This is a genomic window from Psychroflexus sp. MBR-150 (genome assembly GCF_053628795.1).
On record NZ_JBRJHB010000002.1, the window covers coordinates 17,400 to 30,155 of the forward strand.

Here is a 12,756-nt window from a genome sequence, read left to right on the forward strand (position 1 = left end):
TTAAATTTCAAGTGGGTTAACTAAATCTAATTTTTCAATATGTTGAAAATCTTTTGTGTTAGCAGTAGATAGAGGCAATTTATGGTTTATGGCAATGGTTGCGATGATGGCATCACCTATGCTCATTGATTTTTGCTTTCTAAATTCAATAGCCAGGTTAATAATCGTTTTAGAAACAGGTAAGCATTGAATATTCTTGAAAAATTGTTCTAACAATTTTTCCTCTTGTGATCGTAGTTTATGATATCCAAAAACTTCTAGTCTTGTAATTTCGGATACTAATAATGTAGTATTTTCTATTTGTGAGATGTCAAACTTTCCATTTGCAACACCAATGATAATATTAGAATCCAAGAGTAATTTATTCATCTCTAACAATGTTACGATCTTTACGCTGTTCTTTTTGCCAAGCTATTGGGTCTTTGATGTCTTTAAAAGTCCCCATTTTTCTTAATTCTTTGAGAGCCTCAATGGCTGCTTCTTTCTTTTTTTCTTTTAGTAGCTGTTTCTTTGAGATTGTTAACCCTAAACTTTTAGCTAAATCCTCAACTTGCTGTAGTCGTTTTTTATCTTTTCCTGAAATGGTGATTTGCATGGTGTTTTATGTTTTAAAGATAAATATTTTTTCAGAGCTAGAAGATGAAGGTTTGGTTTAGGTTTTTAAAATCGCGATTATAACCAGTCTCTAAATTATACCTAGAATTTATTTCATTTTTAGGAACTAGTAAAATTGAATCTTCATATTCGTTTACAGTTTCTAAATCTTCACATAAATACTTAGGAACTGAAATAATATGTTGTTGAAACTTTAATTTCCATTCTTTATTAAAATCTTCTTTGCTAATTTCATTAGTTATTTTTTGAAGGTATTTTTCTAAAATTTCAGATGAATCATCATCCATTTCAATAAAAACAGGGGAGTAACGGTCGGATTCTTCTATAATGCGAAACGCAGAAACTGGTAGAGTAGATTTGTCTTCTGAATCATACCTCAAACCTTTCATAGAATCAAAAAATTTACGAGCGTCTGCAAATGAACTTCGTTCTGAAATTCCATCAAAATATTGATTGATAAGTTCTAGGTATTCAGTTTCATTATAGACAGCTTTAGCTTCTATGGCTTTTTTTGCTTGTATGTAAGTTAAACGACCATATACCATTTTGGTAGCTTTTTCATCGAAATCAACTATGTATAACGTTGAGTGAAATTTGTCTGAGTTGTTATTTCTATTAATTCTGCCAGCAACTTGAATGATAGAATCTATTGGACCGATATCTCTAAAACCCATGTCAAAGTCTAAATCTACACCAGCTTCAACCACTTGCGTTGCAACCAAGATAGGAGATTTATTATTTTCAATGTCTTTTTTTATTTGTTGGATGCGAGTAAATCTATGAGCAGGGATAATGTTAGTTGATAAGTAGTAAATAGGATTATCAAAACTCTCATTTTTGCAAAATTCTTTTATTTTGTTATAAAGCTCAATAGAGTGCCTAACGGTATTACAAACGATTAGACAAGATTTATCGATCTTCCATTTGTTTTTAAAAACAACAGAAACAAATTCTTCTATTCTATCTTCTTTTTCTGTTTTGAGTGTATTTAAAAGCGAATGAATTGAAGTGCGTTTGAATAATGAAAAAACTTCTTCATAGTTGGTTAACAATTCTTTTGCTTGAATCTTTTCATCTTGTTTATTTAATATTTCTTGTTGAGCTAATTCAAATATTTTGGGACGTGTTGCTGTCATCAAAATAATTCTAGTCTTCAAAAATTTTGAAAGATAAAATAAAGCTGCTCCCAACAAAGGCATTTGATCTAAACGTAAAGTTTGTACTTCATCTAATATGATGATGGCATTTGCAAAATGATTAAATTTCTTTAAAAGTTTATTTCTATTACTGATTAGCGTTTCAAAAAATTGAACAAATGATGTAATAACTATATCAGCTTGCCAAGTATCTAAAGCCATGAGTTTTTGATTATAATTTTGCTCTGCACCATCATCATTTTGTTTTCCATTGGTATCACCAAAAATATCAGCATATTGATAGTGACCTAAAATTTTTATATCTTGATTTTTTAAAGTTTCTCGATATTCATTTAAGGCTTGTTCGATAATATTGATAAATGGCAAAGCATAAATTATTCTAGACTCAATATCTTGTTCTTTTTTTATTTTAGATTTTAATTTCAAAGAAAAATCAAGTGCTGTCATTGTTTTGCCTATTCCAGTTGGAGCTGTCAAAGTGAAAATATACTGGTCTAAAATGTGACTATCATCTAAATTAGAAATGACGACTGATCGACAATAATTTCTTAGTTCATTATTTGTCAAACTATTTAATTCTTTATTTTTAAAAATTGGCTTTCCAAACCTATCATCGACTGACTTTGAGTCGATTGCTTTTAAAGTATAGGGCAAAGTATCAGATGCATCTAATTTATCGCTTTCAATCAAAAGCGAAAACAAATAGTTGATTAAAAAATAGTCTTGAATACTTGTATGTTTTTTGCTCCAATGTTTGAATCCTTTTCTAACTTTTCTTTCCTCTATATAGTATAGAAAACTTTCTAAATCAGATATAGCTAAATCTTTTTCAATAGCAGTTATAGCTTGACTCAAATTTTCTTTTTGCTTTTCAAAAATTCGTTTCAAATCATTTCCTAATTTTATAGAAATGTCTTGAATATCAATTAGTGAACTATGATGTAGAAAAATCAGATATAATGCTATCAGAGCTTTTTTGTGTTCTTTTTTTTCTAATAAATTAAAAGCGACTAAACCGCCAAATTGTGAATGCCTTTTTAATTGTAGGTTGATGGGTTTCCTATCTAATAGATAATTTTGAAAATAGGTTGTATATTTTCCTAAATCGTGTAAATCAATTACAATTTTTAAAAGTTCCTTTAGTTCACCTTTACTATATCCTAAATCAACATTATGATGTAAGTGGATAAAAGCTTTTTCCCTTACACCATCAATATGCTTAATAAGCTCTTTTGAACCATAAACATTTTTATTTTCATCTTTTTTGCTGTGCGAATAATACATCATGAATCCATAAATTGAATATTTAAATTTTCATAACCTTTATTTAAATGAAAAAACGGACTATTCAATTTAACACGCAAAGGATGATGAGTGTTAGAAAATAAAAGTTTATTCATTATTCTAACCTCTCTATTATTGTTTGTGACAAAATCTCCAGGTAACATATCTTCTTCGACAAAATTATAGCTATCATATTCTTCCTTTTTGAATTTTAATTCTTCAACTAGAGTAGTTGGAACTGCAGAATGTAGTTCTATATAATCCTGAGTTTCTCTTTTTTCGATGTCATTTTCTTTAAATAAAATGACATCGAAAATTTGAGCTAAAAAGTTAGCCGTACCAAAACTTATATTATAAACAGGTTCTTTGGATAATAAGTGATTTTTAATCTTTTCAAATACAACTGCATTATCATCATTTGCTTTTATAAAAACTTGATAAGAAACATTTCCTTTAGTAATATTTGAATTGGTAACTATTTCAAAAGGGGTTTGAATTCTACCACTTTCTCCACGAAAATCAGATGACCAACTTTTAGCCATATCTCCAGTGCTTTTTATGCTTAGAAAATTTAGACGATGAAAACTTTTCTTTAATGGAGTTAATACTCTAATTCCAAATTGAATATTTTCTGATGCTAAATCTTCGTAATACGAATCTTTAGCCCAACCCATTGCTGCTGCAACTATTCCCATCAGGGTCGTCCGTGGTGGAATAGAAAAACTAAAGGCTGTATTATTGGCATAATATTTTCTAAAATGTGCCATTTTTCCACTTATCTTAAAACTTAATATCTCCATAACAGTAGGTTTTAAATGAAACTTCTGTTACAGTGAAAAATCAAAATCAGCTGATGTTTTTACAATAACTTCTTTGATTTTTTTATCGCCAGTTTTGTCATCATTCACAAGCTTTTTTAAAGCACTTAAGTCTAATGCCAAATCTTTAAATTTTCGAACTTGTTTATCACTTTTTCCTTCAATTGGTTTAGTCTCTACAAAGTTTCTCAAATCACCAAATTGTCCATTGGAAACCCCTTCATTATATACGATTTCAATATATAATTTTGGATATTGATTTAACTTAGAGCGAGTTGGTGAAGCAGGGATGCTTTCCCAGACTGCATTTCTAAAGATTTTCACATCATCTTCGGTTAGTCCTGTAGTTTTTGCCGCAGGGGCATTTATTGTCCCATTAAAGCCTAATAGACTGTAATGTACTCTATAATCTTTACCAAATGTACTACTATCGTCATTCATAATCGTGACGATAGAACTTGAATCCATCAACTCTACTTGGTTAAAAGAATAACCCCAATTAAGTTGAATTGGTCCAGTATATGCCTTTGTGAAACCACCAACAGCGAAAGCACTTCCAAACATTCTAATATCAATAAATTTTTCCTTAACCAAATAAGCTAGAAGGTCATAATTAACTTCTTTATGTTTGAATTTTTTATCGGTAATTGTTTTCCAAACTTTTTCTGCATCTTTTTCTTTACTAACAATGTCTTTATAAACTTTAAGTGACTCTGGGTTATCTGTAAATGCTTTTTCTAACTCTCCTTCATTTTCAATAGTTCGTTTTACTACAGCTTTTAATTTACTGTCAACACTTACCTTTGAATCACCTTCCATATCAACAAAAATCACTTCTTCTTGATAGATATCATTTAGATAATCTCTAATAAATCGTTTGACACGAGTATCTGTAACAAGGTTTGTTTTGGTGTCATAATCCATTCTTGGTTTATTCTCTTGATCGGGGTCGCCGTTAGGATTGGATTGGATAGCTTCATAAATAAATAAAAAATCTGACGAGTTGGTAATACTTGATTTCATAAAATTGAGTTTAATAAGGTTATAAAGTTTATTTAGTTTATTTTTGGTTGAGTTCTTCTGAATCTTTCACGCCTATTCCAAAAGAATAACCTGTCAAAAGAAAAAATACAGCTTCTTGTGGGTTCATATTCCAATTATTAGTATTAAAATGTTTCCCGAATTCGTTATCTGTAAAAATCACTTTACTAATAGCGTTGTATTGTTTTGCCTTTTCCATCAATGAAATTCTTAAGCGTTGAATATCATCTTTATCCATGCCGTTGAAATTCACTTTTTGGATTACTGTTTTATTTTTTCCTTTTTGAATGTATTCGACAGAATTTAGCATTCTTCCTAAATAGAACATGGCTTTTTGTTCTTTATTTAAAGCCATTTCGCTAAAGAATTCTTGAATAGCTTGTTCGTATTTGTTTTCGGATTGATTCTCTGTAATGTTAGTTTCTTCCATATCGATAAGTTTTAATTTTTTTAAGAATTGAATAAAAGCGTGGTATTTAAAAACGCTGTCTCTCACTGCAAAAGCAAAATATTCTTTGGAATAATGTTTTATATTTGTATAGCTTGCTTGTCTATTGTAATAATGACAAAGTACAAGTTCTGTGAAGTATTCAAAAAGTAAGGATTTATTAACGCTTCTGTTTTCAAGTATGGTTTTAAAAAGATCTAAAGCTTTATTCTTTTTTTCTTTGTCTTTTCTCAGTGGAATGATTTTAAAAACAGAGTTAAAGTTTAATCTACTTGAAAATTTCTCTTTTGTGTCATAGCTATATTCTGTCATTATAGAATCCCAATCAATATACTTAGCTTCACTGAATTGAGTATTAATTTCGTCAAAAGCAGCAATAAGTTTATTGAAATGAAAACTACTCACATCTTTTATAATTTCCGTAGTTTTAAAGAAGTTTCCATCTGACTCAAAAGCTAAAAAGTTTATCCAAAAAATTTCACTTTCAAGTTGATCTCCTATATCTAACGAGAATCTTTTGTATTCTTTTAAGTTAAAAAGTAAATCTGATTTTTTATTAATTGCAGTTAATGCCATTTCAAGATCAACTCTACCACTACTTAAAAACTGAGGTATGATTACGTGATCAATATTTGCAATTTTTACTTTATAGCCTTGGTGCAACAAGTATTCTGATGCATAATCCAATTTGTTTTGATTTTCAAGACTGACTTGATAGTTTAAGACAAAGTTCTTTTTGTTAAAAATAGAAGCATAATTCTTAGTCTCTGTAACAAACATTTTATTTAAACTATAGCGTACACTAAGATTTAAAGGTTCTACATCAGTTAATACTTCTCCACTAGCGTAGCACAGTTTTGTTTTCGTCTTTTTTTTATCTTTTTTTTCTTGGTCTCCAAAAAAAGTAACTTCAAGAAAGTTTAGATAATCTGTTATTTCAGCAAATAGAGTAGGCTCATTATAGTTAAATTCTTTTGATTTTAAATAGGTAACAAGATAAACAATGCGTTCGTTTTTGTTTAAGTCGAAACTTTCACTTAAAGATTTAATATCTATTTTTTCTTTTGAAGAATCAACTGTTAACGCTAAGAATTTGTCTTTTAAATCAAAAATTCGATTAAGAATTTCTTTTAAATTTTCAGTGAGTAGTTTTGGGTTAGTGTTCTCTATGGCTTCTATTAAATCACCATTTTGTGTTTCTTGTCCTTCTTTGCCATAAAAAGACTGATAAATTCTTCCAAGCCTTTTAGAAATTCCAGCTGCACATATAGCTTTACTGTTTGAACCTTTCATTTTAGTTCCTAAAGCCTCTCTAACGTTGGCTTCGTCATACTCTCTCAAGTTATCCTGACTGATTATAACTTCTTTTTCATCTAAGTCAAAAATAATTGGAAGCGTATAATTTATAATAGGATTGCCGTATTTATCTTTTTTTTCAATTTTTGGGTATTCCAAAAACCTATCCCACATACTCTTCCCTTCACTCTGCCATTCCCCAATTTTTAATAACGTTTGTAACATACTTTATAAGTCTAGCTACCAAATTTATTAAAAAAATCTTAAAAAATTAACCTTTATTACTTATTTAAAAGTTTTTTTCAGCATACAGGTTTTAAAATCATAAAAGTTTAAATCTCCCTAAATTTTTTAAATGCTTTTTTAGTATGGTTTAGTATTTTAAACTTCCATATATGCAAATACATCTAATGATTTTTAACAACAAACAAACAGACAGATGTTTGTATCAACCGCTAAATATTCATTAAAAAGCCATTAACACCTATGATTTGGTCAAAATTTCCAGATATATACATCAAAAATATATTACACCAATTTGAATGAATAATATATTGTCAAAAAAATGAAATTATAATACCATCATATTTTATAGAAATATTTATGAGATATTTTATACCTCTTATCTGTATTGCAATTCTAAAAAACACCAACATATTGGAGTCAAGCCGAGCCAAAACTTCAAATTTACCTTGCATCTAACAGACCACTTTTTAGCAAACCTGCAAATAGATACCAAGTTTGAGTCGTCTAAAAAATGACAATATAACTTCAATCATTCTCAGCTATCCTTTCCAAGAATCACGTAACCCTACAGTTTTGTTAAACACCAATTGCTTAGAAGTTGAGGTTTTATCTACACAAAAATAACCAATACGTTGAAATTGAAATCGTTCTTGTATTTTGGCATTTGCAAGACTTGGTTCTAAATAACCTGTAATAGATTGAAAAGAATCTGGATTGATATGCTCTAAGAAATCAACATCTTTGTCTTGTGTTGGATTTTCTACTTTAAATAATCGGTCGTAAAGGTTGACTTGTGCTGTGATAGCGTGATTCACAGAAACCCAATGCAAAGTGCCTTTGACTTTACGTTTTGAGGCTTCGGTATTACTTCCACTTCGGGAGTCTTTGTCATAGCTACAACGCACTTCTATGATATTGCCGTCATCATCTTTAACACAGCTTTCGGCTTTGATGATGTAAGCATTTTTTAACCGAACTTCTTTTCCGAGTTTGAGCCTAAAAAATTTTCTGTTAGCTTCTTCTCTAAAGTCTTCTTTTTCGATGTATAATTCTCTTGAAAATGGAACTTTGCGACTTCCAGCTGACTCATCTTCGGGGTTGTTTTCAGCTTCGAGCCATTCTTCTTTATTTTCGGGATAATTGGTAATGACAACTTTTAAAGGGTTTAAAACCGCCATGACTCTTTGTGCTTTTTTGTTGAGGTCTTCGCGAACGCAAAACTCAAGATGCGAAAAACTCACGGTATTTTCGCGTTTACCAATACCTATTGATTCTGCAAAATTGATAATGGATTCTGGTGTGTATCCACGGCGTCTCATCGCTGAAATGGTCGGCATTCTTGGGTCGTCCCAAGATTTGACAAATCCTTTTTCTATCAATAACAAAAGCTTGCGTTTGCTCACTACAGTATGACTTAAATTTCGCCTTGCAAACTCACGTTGTTTAGGTTTGAGTTTGTCATCAGCTTTTACTTTTTTGGCAAACCAGTTATAGAGTTCACGATGAGGTTGAAATTCGAGCGTGCAAAACGAATGCGAAACTTGTTCAATATAATCTGATTGTCCGTGTGCCCAATCGTACATCGGGTAGATTTTCCATTCAGAACCTGTGCGATGATGCGGTTTGTGCAAACATCTATACATAATGGGGTCACGCATCAGCATATTTTTGGCACCCATACTGATTTTGGCACGCAAAACGTCTCGACCTTCTGGTGTTTCGCCGTTTTTCATTGCTTCAAACATTTCGAGATTTTCTTCCACCGTGCGATTTCGATATGGACTTTCAATGCCTTTGGTTGTTGGAGTACCTTTTTGTTCAGCAATAGCTTCAGAAGTTTGACTATCAACATAAGCATCGCCGTTTTTAATCATTTCTATTGCCCAATCGTAGAGCTGTTGAAAATAATCAGAGGCATAACATTCTTTAGCCCATTTGTAGCCTAACCATTTCACATCGCGTTTGATGGCATCGACGTATTCTTTTTCTTCTTTGGTAGGATTGGTATCGTCAAATCTTAAATTGACTGGTGCATTATACTTAAGACCTAAGCCAAAATTAAGACAAATAGACGAGGCGTGACCAATATGCAGATATCCATTGGGTTCGGGCGGAAATCGAAATTTTAATTGCTCTCTGGTATAATTATTTTTTAAATCATCTTCGATGATTTGTTCTATAAAATTTAATGATTTTTTGGGCACTGACATAAGTTGATTTTAAACTGCGAAAATACTTAAAATCATTGAAATAAGTTTCTATGGTTTATTTAATATAAATCAGTATAAATTAAAAGATATAAGCATTTAATCTTACAAAAATATATTATAAATTTTTTATAAAAACCTATTATTCAGTAGTATATGATTTTTGGCATAACCTTTGTTTATATTGAATCATAACCCTTAAAACCTAATATGATGAAACGATTTATTTTTTTACTCGTAGGGTTTGTGTTTTTCAGTATGTCTGGATGGGCAAATCATTCAAATTCGGAATTTGATGTCGTATCAAATCAATGGAATTATGCACAAGGACAAGCATTTATCTTTATGGAAAATGGTATTGAATTTTCTGTGTTTCAAGATGGTCAATTTGATTTTTTTATTCCTAATTACGGTCCAAATGTAAGTGTTAATTTTTCAAGTGCCAATCTGAATTTTAGTTTTAATACAGGCTATAATTATAATCCTTATGTTCAATATGACGGCTATGGTGCGGTTATTCAAATTCAAAACACACCAATTTTTTATGACCGTTACGGTCGTGTTAATCAAATTGGAAATGTGTGGATTGACTATAATTATCACGGTTTAGTAAGTCGAATTGGCGGATTGCAAATCTATTACAGAAACAATGTTTACTGGAGACAACGTGGTTTTATCAATCGATACAATCGAAGATATGTATATAAACCTTGGCACAGATATTATGCTATACCAGCTGTGCAATATTGTCTGATAAGTCCAATACCCTATAGACAATATTATAAACCAGTAAGACACATCTATTATAGACCATATCAAAATAATGTCAGACATTTTAATTTCGACAGACAAAATCCTACTGCGAGACATCGAGCAAATCGATCAAACAGAAGCTATACACAATCTCCTATAAACAATAGGGAAAGACAAATAAGATCTAATGTAGAGAAACAAAATCGTGAAATCAGAAGAACACGAAATGCTGGAGTTGCTAAATCAAGTAGAACTAATGTCAAAAGAGATGTCAGTATTTCAAGAAATTCCACTATGATTTCTGAAACAAATAACAGAACAAATAGAAATCTAACTTCACGTAATATTAGAACAGACAGAGTTACTGAAAATGATAGAAATGATAAATCTAATAAAGTTTATAGAAGCAGAACATCTCATAATAGCAAAAAGGTAGATAGAAAACCTTCAACAAGACAAACTTCTGTTACCAATAAGCGTTCGGCTTCAAATAGAACAGTTAATAAATCGAGTAGAACTAAAAGTTCTTCTGCAAGTAACAATAGAAGCAGACGATAATTTTTGTTTGTTTTTTGGTTTGTGAAACCCCTTTTGAAAATTTCAAAAGGGGTTTTGTTTTATAGTCTCATATTACAAAAAAAACATAAGTCAATTGAGCCTGTTTGATTCATAACAGAGGTTTTATTTTTAAAATACCAAAGTTAGAAATTCATTTTCGGTCATAACATTTCAAATTATGATTTCACTTGATAGCACGTTAAAAAATAATTTTAAAAGATCACCAAATTCTCACACGATTCTCTGGTGCTATATAAAGACTGTCGCCAGGTTTAATATCAAAAGCTTCATAAAAAGTATCCACATTTTGTAAAGGCACATAAGCACGATACATTCCAGGAGAATGTGGATCGGTTTTGACTTGTGTTTTAAGAGCTTCGTCTCGCATTTTGGTTCTCCAGATTGTTGCCCAAGACAAAAAGAAACGTTGTTCTGGTGTAAAGCCTTCTATTTTTCCAGGGTTGCCATTGTCTTTGAGATACATTTGTAAACCATCGTAAGCAGCTAAAACGCCACCTAAGTCACCAATATTTTCACCGAGTGTAAATTTGCCATTGATATAAACGCTGTCTAAAACTTCAATATTGCTATAAAACTCAGCGAGTTTATCGCCTCGTGCCGTAAAGTTTTCTAAATCCTTGTCTGTCCACCAATTTTTAAGATTGCCATTGGCATCATATCTTGCACCGCTATCGTCAAAGGCATGCGAAATTTCATGCCCAATCACAGCACCAATCCCACCATAATTCACTGCCATATCGGCTTTATAATTGTAAAAAGGCGGTTGAAGAATAGCTGCTGGAAAGACAATCTCATTGTAAAATGGGTTAAAATAGGCATTAACCGTTTGTGGCGACATGCCCCATTCGGTTTTATCAACTGGCTCGCCTATTTTGCTTAGGTCATCTCTAAAATTCCATTCGTTAACGGCAAGACGATTTTCATAATAAGAGTTTTCTGGTTTGACGTCTAAATCTGAATAATCTTTAAACTTATCAGGATAACCTATTTTTACGGTAAATTTATCGAGTTTTTCTATAGCTTTTACTTTGGTTGAATCGCTCATCCATTCTAAATTGTCAACACGAATTTTAAAGGCTTCTATCACATTTTTCACCATTTCTTCCGCTTTTTCTTTAGCTTCTGGAGGGAATTTTTCCTCGACATATAATTTTCCTACAGCTTCACCAATAGTATTATTTACAACCGCTAAAGCACGTTCATCAAGGGGTTTTTGGGCTTTAGCACCGCGAAGTCTTTTGCTATAAAATTCCCAATTACGACGTTCAAAAGGCATTGACAGACTAGATGCTACATCATTAAGTGTTGACCATTTTACAAGTGTTTTTAAGTCTTTAATTGGAGCGTTTTTAAACACAGAATCTAAAGTTTTCATGTATTTGGTCTGCATCACCAAGATGGTATCAGGTTGTTTTTCAAGACCTAAATCAGTTAAGTATTTTGACCAATCAACGCTTGGACTCAAAGTTTTGATATCTTCAACGGCATAGCGGTTATTGTAATTTCTAAAGTCACGACGTTGAACTTTATTTAAACGTGGTTTAGCAAGAATGGTTTCATATTTTAAAATTGTTTCGGCTTGAGATTTTGCAGTTTCAGGTTTTTCGCCAGTCATTTCAAGTAAATCAGCAATAAAAACTTTGTAATCTTCACGAATTTTTTTGCTGTCTTGATCATCTTTTAGATAGTAATCTCTTTCGGGTAATCCGAGACCGCCTGTTCCGATGTAAGCTACATTAGTGTCGCTATCGTTAGGGTCAGAATACACAAACAAGCCCATAAATGGCGAGCTCAGTTCAACTGGATTTTGAGCCAACACAGTTTGCAAATCTTTAAGGTTTTTGATGGAGTTTATCTTTTCAAATGAAGCTTTTAGAGGTTCAATACCTGTTTCATTTCTAGTATTGGTATCCATTATTGAGTTAAAAACTTGAATAGCTTTACCCTGATCAGAATCCGCTGAATATTTGCCAGAATCTTCTGCTTTTTTTAAAATTTTTAAAACATCAGCATCGGTTTGTTTTCTTAAAATCCCAAAACCACCCCATCTGACTTGGTCGTCAGGAATTTCAGTGTTTTCAACCCATTTGCCATTGACATAAGTAAAAAAGTCGTCTTGTGGTCTTACCGAAGTGTCCATATATTCGGTTTCAATACCTGGTAAATCGGTTTCTGTTTTTGGTTCATTTTGACATGCTATAATAAGCAGTGATAAACACACCAAAAGACCATATGTTTTGAATTGTAAAGAGTTCATATTTGTTGATTTAAGTTTATTTTCAGTGTATTGGACATTATTTTTATAAAAAAGT

At 31.3% G+C, this 12,756-nt stretch carries 9 protein-coding genes; 1 reads left to right on the forward strand and 8 read right to left on the reverse strand.

Annotated elements, in window-relative coordinates; translation table 11 throughout:
• The 7 genes from ACSSV5_RS01210 to ACSSV5_RS01240 form a co-directional block, all read right to left on the reverse strand.
• Positions 1-369, reverse strand: a complete 369-nt coding sequence (locus tag ACSSV5_RS01210; RefSeq protein WP_211065424.1) for a type II toxin-antitoxin system VapC family toxin — start codon at positions 367-369, stop codon at positions 1-3.
• Complete coding sequence (locus ACSSV5_RS01215) at positions 362-595, reverse strand: hypothetical protein (protein ID WP_454244445.1); 234 nt, start codon at positions 593-595, stop codon at positions 362-364. Before ACSSV5_RS01215 ends, ACSSV5_RS01210 begins: the two co-directional genes overlap by 8 nt.
• A gap of 37 nt (positions 596-632) precedes the next feature.
• Positions 633-3,059 (reverse strand): CRISPR-associated helicase Cas3', encoded by a 2,427-nt coding sequence (cas3, locus tag ACSSV5_RS01220; protein ID WP_454244446.1) that lies wholly within the window; start codon positions 3,057-3,059, stop codon positions 633-635.
• Entirely contained in the window at positions 3,056-3,856 is an 801-nt protein-coding gene (gene cas5, locus ACSSV5_RS01225; protein WP_454244447.1) for a CRISPR-associated protein Cas5, read from the reverse strand. Before cas5 ends, cas3 begins: the two co-directional genes overlap by 4 nt.
• Before the next feature lie 27 nt (positions 3,857-3,883).
• Entirely contained in the window at positions 3,884-4,897 is a 1,014-nt protein-coding gene (cas7b, locus tag ACSSV5_RS01230) for a type I-B CRISPR-associated protein Cas7/Csh2 (protein ID WP_454244448.1), read from the reverse strand.
• A 37-nt stretch (positions 4,898-4,934) separates the two neighbouring features.
• Entirely contained in the window at positions 4,935-6,884 is a 1,950-nt protein-coding gene (locus ACSSV5_RS01235) for a TM1802 family CRISPR-associated protein (protein WP_454244449.1), read from the reverse strand.
• Positions 6,885-7,444: 560 nt separating this feature from the next.
• Positions 7,445-9,115, reverse strand: a complete 1,671-nt coding sequence (locus ACSSV5_RS01240; RefSeq protein WP_454244450.1) for a glutamine--tRNA ligase/YqeY domain fusion protein — start codon at positions 9,113-9,115, stop codon at positions 7,445-7,447.
• 210 nt (positions 9,116-9,325) lie between these two features.
• On the opposite strand from ACSSV5_RS01240, the gene ACSSV5_RS01245 reads away from it, so the two are divergent.
• Entirely contained in the window at positions 9,326-10,423 is a 1,098-nt protein-coding gene (locus ACSSV5_RS01245) for a hypothetical protein (protein WP_454244451.1), read from the forward strand.
• Positions 10,424-10,643: 220 nt separating this feature from the next.
• Here the strand turns inward: ACSSV5_RS01245 and ACSSV5_RS01250 are convergent, their stop codons facing one another.
• On the reverse strand, positions 10,644-12,701 hold the full coding sequence (locus ACSSV5_RS01250; protein ID WP_454244452.1) for a M13 family metallopeptidase: 2,058 nt from the start codon (positions 12,699-12,701) through the stop codon (positions 10,644-10,646).
• Positions 12,702-12,756: the final 55 nt, after the last annotated feature.

Bases quoted from the DNA above. Each gene is read 5' to 3' on its own strand.
- ACSSV5_RS01210 (WP_211065424.1), bottom strand. From the start codon at position 369: ATGAATAAATTACTCTTGGATTCTAATATTATCATTGGTGTTGCAAAT.
- ACSSV5_RS01215 (WP_454244445.1), bottom strand. From the start codon at position 595: ATGCAAATCACCATTTCAGGAAAAGATAAAAAACGACTACAGCAAGTT.
- cas3 (WP_454244446.1), bottom strand. From the start codon at position 3,059: ATGATGTATTATTCGCACAGCAAAAAAGATGAAAATAAAAATGTTTAT.
- cas5 (WP_454244447.1), bottom strand. From the start codon at position 3,856: ATGGAGATATTAAGTTTTAAGATAAGTGGAAAAATGGCACATTTTAGA.
- cas7b (WP_454244448.1), bottom strand. From the start codon at position 4,897: ATGAAATCAAGTATTACCAACTCGTCAGATTTTTTATTTATTTATGAA.
- ACSSV5_RS01235 (WP_454244449.1), bottom strand. From the start codon at position 6,884: ATGTTACAAACGTTATTAAAAATTGGGGAATGGCAGAGTGAAGGGAAG.
- ACSSV5_RS01240 (WP_454244450.1), bottom strand. From the start codon at position 9,115: ATGTCAGTGCCCAAAAAATCATTAAATTTTATAGAACAAATCATCGAA.
- ACSSV5_RS01245 (WP_454244451.1), top strand. From the start codon at position 9,326: ATGAAACGATTTATTTTTTTACTCGTAGGGTTTGTGTTTTTCAGTATG.
- ACSSV5_RS01250 (WP_454244452.1), bottom strand. From the start codon at position 12,701: ATGAACTCTTTACAATTCAAAACATATGGTCTTTTGGTGTGTTTATCA.